At 38.3% G+C, this 6015-nt stretch carries 7 protein-coding genes and 1 pseudogene; 3 read left to right on the forward strand and 5 right to left on the reverse strand.

What is annotated here, in order from left to right:
* The 3 genes and pseudogenes from AC1DPQ_RS15155 to AC1DPQ_RS15165 all read left to right on the forward strand — a co-directional run.
* A pseudogene (locus AC1DPQ_RS15155) lies at nucleotides 1-773 on the forward strand (hypothetical protein); the annotation flags it as partial.
* A gap of 50 nt (nucleotides 774-823) precedes the next feature.
* On the forward strand, nucleotides 824-1381 hold the full coding sequence (locus AC1DPQ_RS15160) for a LemA family protein (protein WP_230142836.1): 558 nt from the start codon (nucleotides 824-826) through the stop codon (nucleotides 1379-1381).
* The gene (locus AC1DPQ_RS15165) at nucleotides 1381-2337 is read left to right on the forward strand and encodes a DUF3137 domain-containing protein (protein ID WP_477583951.1); all 957 of its coding nucleotides are present in this window, start codon (nucleotides 1381-1383) and stop codon (nucleotides 2335-2337) included. The genes AC1DPQ_RS15160 and AC1DPQ_RS15165 overlap by 1 nt, the downstream gene beginning before the upstream one ends.
* A gap of 251 nt (nucleotides 2338-2588) precedes the next feature.
* Here AC1DPQ_RS15165 and AC1DPQ_RS15170 read toward each other — a convergent pair whose 3' ends face one another.
* The 5 genes from AC1DPQ_RS15170 to AC1DPQ_RS15190 all read right to left on the reverse strand — a co-directional run.
* The gene (locus AC1DPQ_RS15170) at nucleotides 2589-2954 is read right to left on the reverse strand and encodes a response regulator (protein ID WP_029274261.1); all 366 of its coding nucleotides are present in this window, start codon (nucleotides 2952-2954) and stop codon (nucleotides 2589-2591) included.
* A gap of 19 nt (nucleotides 2955-2973) precedes the next feature.
* Nucleotides 2974-3558, reverse strand: a complete 585-nt coding sequence (locus AC1DPQ_RS15175; RefSeq protein WP_477584227.1) for a chemotaxis protein CheB — start codon at nucleotides 3556-3558, stop codon at nucleotides 2974-2976.
* Entirely contained in the window at nucleotides 3543-4361 is an 819-nt protein-coding gene (locus AC1DPQ_RS15180) for a CheR family methyltransferase (RefSeq protein WP_477584229.1), read from the reverse strand. The genes AC1DPQ_RS15175 and AC1DPQ_RS15180 overlap by 16 nt, the downstream gene beginning before the upstream one ends.
* Before the next feature lie 3 nt (nucleotides 4362-4364).
* Complete coding sequence (locus AC1DPQ_RS15185; RefSeq protein ID WP_477584231.1) at nucleotides 4365-4736, reverse strand: response regulator; 372 nt, start codon at nucleotides 4734-4736, stop codon at nucleotides 4365-4367.
* Nucleotides 4737-4752: 16 nt separating this feature from the next.
* The coding region (locus AC1DPQ_RS15190; protein ID WP_477610049.1) for a response regulator at nucleotides 4753-6015 on the reverse strand (1263 nt) is incomplete at its 5' end.

Below are 6015 nucleotides of genomic sequence, written 5' to 3' on the forward strand. Positions count from 1 at the left end.
CGCCTATTCTGGTCCAGAAAATCCAGCTGAAGGATATAAATGTGAATTACGCTGTTTACAACAATGAGAGTAACCAAAAGGGGCAGATTAGTTTCGAGCATACCTCGGGCATTATAAAAAACGCCACCAACCTCGAAAAAATTAAAGCCATAAACCCTATTATGGAGGTTAACCTAAACACTTACCTATTTGGGCAGGGAAAACTTGATGTAAACTTTATATTTGATCTTACCGCTAAAGATGGTGCCTTTTCTTACAATGGGGTTTTACACAATTTTAATGCGCGGGTTTTAAATCAGATTACCAAACCCTTAGGCTTGGTCCGCATTAACCGTGGGAGTGTGGATAAATTGAAGTTTAATTTTAAAGCGAACGATTTAGGCGCAAAAGGAACGGTAGCGTTCTCCTACTACGACCTTTCTGTAGCGCTGATGAAAAACGATCCCGAAAAAGATCACCTGGTTACCCGCGGTTTTCTTTCTTTCTTAGCAAATGCTTTAATCATTAAATCAGAAAACCCCGGTGCAGACGGAAAGCTGATACCTGTAACCGTAAATTACAGCAGGCCGGCAAATACATCTTTCTTTAACATGATCTGGAAGAGCCTTTTTACGGGCATAAAATATAGCATCGGTATTACGGAAGAAAAGCAGAATGAAGTACGTGAGCATATTGCAAAGTTTAAAGCCATGCGGGCCAATCATATGCAAAGGAAACAGAAACGCTTAGAGCGGCGGATAAGACGTGAACGGGAACAAAATGAAAAGCGATAACATTTTGTAACCTTTTCTTATCTTTATTCTCTAAACCTTAAACTAAAATTATGATTATTGCCCTCGTTATTATCGGATTTATATTCCTTATCGGGATTTTCTTTTACAACTCGCTTATCGGGAAGAAAAACCAGGTAACCAATGCCTTCTCGGCCATTGATGTAATGCTTAAAAAACGGTTCGACCTTATTCCAAATCTTGTTGAAGTGGTAAAACAGTACACTACTTATGAGCAGGGGACTTTGACGAAAATAGTTGAACTAAGAGCTAAAGCAGGCTCACCAAACATTAGCAATGCAGAAAAAGCAGATTTAGATGCGCAATTGAGCAGTAGTGTGAAAGGTTTAATGGTTAACATCGAAAATTATCCTGATTTAAAAGCCAATACCAACTTTATTAACCTGCAAACTACCTGGACTGAAAGCGAAGAGCAGATTGCCGCTGCCAGAAGAACCTATAATGCTTCGGTAACCGATTACAATAATGCGATTATGATGTTTCCGGGCAGTTTATTTGCCGGAATGTTAAATTTCCAGCCCATTGCCGTTTTAGAAACCGCAGCCGAGGAACGTAAAAACATTAGCGCAAAAGAACTCTTTAATAATTAATGTCGTTCGATATTGCAAATAATGTAGCCTTACAGCAAGTTTTGGCTACAATGGAGGTAGAGCGCAAAAGAATTGCCGGTACCCAAACCAAAGGTTATATTTTTATTGCAGCGGGCATTCTGCTCTGTGTTTTAGGCTTTTTCTTAGGTTTTCCTATTCCTGGTGTAATTGGCGGCTTAATACCCCTTATTTACGGCAGTATTTTGTTATTTAAAATCAACGATTCTTTAACAGCTTACCAAAATGCCTACAAAACCAATGTAATTGGTGCTGCCCTTAAATTTTTAGATGAAAGTTTATCGATTAGTCCCTATCAAGGAATTGATGCATCGGAGTTTATGTACACACAGTTGTTTAGCAATGAGCCTGATCGTTATAAAACAGAGGATCTGGTAACTGGATGTGCTGATAAAACCCGGTTTTACTTTGCTGAGGTACATGCCGAATATAAAACAGTAACCCAAACAAAAGACGGAACCCGAACAGAGTGGCATGACATTTTTAGAGGAATTATCTTYGCTGCCGATTTTAACAAAAAGTTTAATGGTGTAACCATTGTTAGGCCAAAAGATTTCGGAGCAGCTTTTGGTGCATGGTTTTCAAAGAATCTGTTTTCTTTTGGTAGTAACGATGTTATTCAACTGGAGAATCTAGACTTTGATAAGACTTTTGTGACCTATGGCTCCGATCAGGTCGAATCCAGATACATCCTTACACCTGCCATGATGGAGCGGATATTAAACCTCAACCATCAAACAAAATATAACATCAGTTTATCCTTTATCGAATCGAGGATGTATATCGCTTTCCCACTGAACCGGAACTATTTCGAAGCACCCGTTTTTAAATCATTGCTGAGCCCAGAAACCGTAAATGAAGATATCTCCACCATAAAGTTTATGTATGATATTGTTAAGGAGCTGGATCTGAATACAAGAATTTGGGGTAAGGAATAACAGATTTCAAATAGAAATTCGTCATCTCGATCCGATAGCTATCGGATGAAGCGGAGTCCCGACTTTCGGGAGAGAGATCTATTGAGACAGATTTTGCTTCGCAGAGCCTTCGGGTCTCGACTTCATTGCACTCCACTCGAAATGACGATCTTTCGAGCCCTAGAAAACTTCGGAAGTTTAACCAGGGCTCATCCTAGACATACGAAGTTTTCCAGCGTACCAGCCTCTTAAAAATTCATGAGCCTTCGGCGCTAGCTCAAATGTTTTTTCACAATTTCTTCGAGTGCAGCAATATCAAATGGTTTCGATAGGTAACTATCAGCACCGGCTTCATCGGCTAATGAAGATATATCATTATTGGCCGAAAAATAAATTACCGGAATATGTTTTAAATCAGGATGGTTTTTTAATGCCTTAGTAGCCTGTATCCCTCCCAGATCGGGCAACCAATTATCCATAAATATTAAATCAGGCATATATGCGGCAACCTGTTCTTCTATGTTATTGGCATTTTCAGATGTTTTTATCTCATACCCGGCATCTTCCAAAATAAATGTACAGAGATCAAGGATATCCCTATTATCATCAAAAACAAATATTTTTTTTGTAACTATCATATTAACCTCCGAAAAGCAATTAACCATTTAACTTATTTATATAATCAGCCATATCGTGGCTATCCAATATCACATGCGGCTCAACATTCAACACTGCCTGTTGCGGCATATACGGCATTATGGCCGTATTTGGATTCTGTATAACCACTCTACCTCCAAAATTGTTTACACTTTTTAACCCCTCTACTCCATCTGCATTAGACCCTGAAAGTAGAATACAGACTAGTTTTTCTCTAAAAACCTCGGCTGCTGATTGAAAGGTAACATCAATTGATGGTCGGGAATAATTTACTTTTTCCGAATAATCTAAAGATATACTTTGGTCTTCCTCTATCAGCATATGATAATCTGCAGGCGCAATAAAAACTTTGCCCGGGCTTAAAAACTCTTTTTCTTCTGCTTCATCAACCGCCAGTATAGTGCGCGATTTTAACAAATCGGTTAAAAGAGATTCGTTGCTTGCCTTACGGTGAACCACCAATACAATGGGAAAACCAATATCTTTCCTTAGGGCTGGAAAAATTTCGAGCAACACATCTAAACTACCGGCAGAGCCGCCGATAATTAATGCTCCACAAGGCGCAGAATCTACAGTTTCCGCCATATTTTTTCCATTTTAACCCTTTTGTATTCTTTGGCTTTTGGCCAAAACTCCAAACTTTCTTTACTTCCTAAAGCAAGGTATCCTAATTTCTCGATGCTACCATCAAAAAGGTTAAATACTTTATGCTGCAAGTCTTTATCAAAATAAATTAATACGTTTCTACATAAAATTAGCTGAAACTCATTAAAAGAATGATCGGAAACCAAATTATGCGTAGAAAAGATCATCTTACTATTTAAGCTTTCATCAAATTTTGCCAAAGAGTAGTTCGCCGTGTAATAAGCAGAAAAATCTTTTAGGCCACCCGATTGCAGGTAATTTTCTGAATACTGCTTTAAATAATTTAAGGGAAACATTCCTTTTTTTGCCTTATCTAAAACCGATGGATTAATATCAGTAGCATAAATAAGCGATTTATTAAGCAGGTTAAGTTCTTTTAAAACAATGGCAAGCGAATAAGCCTCTTCTCCGGTAGAACAGCCTGCCACCCAAATGCGGATAAATGGATAGGTACCCAGCACAGGAAGGACATCGTTCCGCAAAGATTTATAAAAAGAAGGATCGCGGAACATTTCGGTAACATTAACCGTAATTTCCTCTAAAAAACGCTTAAAATATTGCTTATCTGTTTTAACCGTGTAACGAAATTCGGCGAAACTCACAAAATTATCCAGTCCGTAAAGACGTATAATTCTCCTTTTTATTGATGCATGAGAATATTCCAGAAAATCATACCCATGGCTTTCCAAAACATCATTTAACAGGATTTCTACCTGTTCATTATCTATCGCATCACCTATCACCTGTTATTTTGTAAAATTTTCGATTTGCATTAATAACTCGTCAACATTTATCGGTTTTGAAACATAACCCGATGCTCCAGCGCTTAAGCAACGTTCCTTATCGCCAACCATGGCTTGGGCAGTTACCGCTAACACAGGGATATTCTGCATTTTAGCTGATTTTTTCATCGCGGCAATAGCTTGATAGCCGTCCATATCCGGCATCATCATATCCATTAAAACGATGGCAACATTGTCATGTTTCTCCATAACAGAAAACCCTTCCCGGGCACTTATAGCAGATAAACAATCGAAACCTTTGGCCTTTAAAACAGCTTTTAAAGCAAAAATGTTTCGGTTATCATCATCAATTATGAGAATTAATTTTTGAGGCATAAAAATAAAAAATGGTTTATGATTTATGATGATTTTCGTATAACCAAACCCTTAATAACGATATCAGCTGATCCATATCTACTGGTTTGCTGATATAATCGGATGCACCTGCGGCAATGCACTTTTCGCGATCGCCCATCATGGCTTTTGCCGTAACGGCCAAAATAGGCAGGTTCCGGTATTTGATATCCTGCCTGATGGCTGTCGTAGTTTCGTAACCATCTAGTTCTGGCATCATCATATCCATTAAAACAACATCAATTTCTGGGTTTTCATTTAATAGCTTGAGGGCTTCCTTACCATCGGTTGCTGCGACCACTTTCATCTGGTGCTGCTCTAACATTTTTGTTAAGGAGAAGATATTACGCACATCATCATCCGCTACCAGAACCGTTTTACCAACCAATACATCCTGTAATTCGGAAAACTTTTTAGGTGTTTTGCTTTTTTCCTTGCTTTTTTCTTCTACCAGATGAAGGAACAAACCTGCTTCATCCAAAATACGTTGATAAGAATGTGCCGTTTTTACAACGATAGAATCAGCATATTGTTTGATGCGGTTTTCTTCGCCCTTTGAAAGGTTTTTACCGGTGAAAATGATGATCGGTAAATTCTCTAAACCGGGTGTTTTCTTTACCACTTCAAGGGTTTCGTAAGCGTGTTTATCAGGAATACCCATATCCAAAATCACGCAGTTAACCTCCGGCTTATGCAGGGCAGAAACACCTTCGTTTACCTGGTTAACAATTTCTGTCTGGATATTAAAATTGCTTAAAAAATAACTTAATGCCTTGGCATGCTGTTCATTTTCTTCTACAATAAGTACCTTTTTAGGGTGACGGCTTAAGGCATGCTCTAGTTTTGAAAATATCTCTTGCATGTGCTCAAAAGCAAAAGGTTTATTTATAAAATCTACTGCACCTTTTAACAAACTTTCTTTCTTAACCTGTAAAGAAGACATGATGTGCACTGGAATTGGACGTGTTGAAGGATCCGATTTCAGCTCTTCCATTACCTGCCAACCATCTTTAACAGGCAATTGGATATCGAGTAAAATGGCAAGTGGTTTAAAGGTTTTCGCCATTTCAATACCGGCATCGCCACGAACGGCAACCAAACCTTTATAATTTCTTTTTCGGGTAAAATCTAAAAGTGTTTTGGCAAAAGGGGTATCGTCTTCAACAATTAAGATCACCTTATCATCAGGCTGAATATTATCTCGGTCATCTTCAATCTCTTGCGGAATATTTTCAACCGTTAAGTGGCTCACTTTTTTTAC

Source organism: Pedobacter sp. 01T416_2 (genome assembly GCF_056398925.1).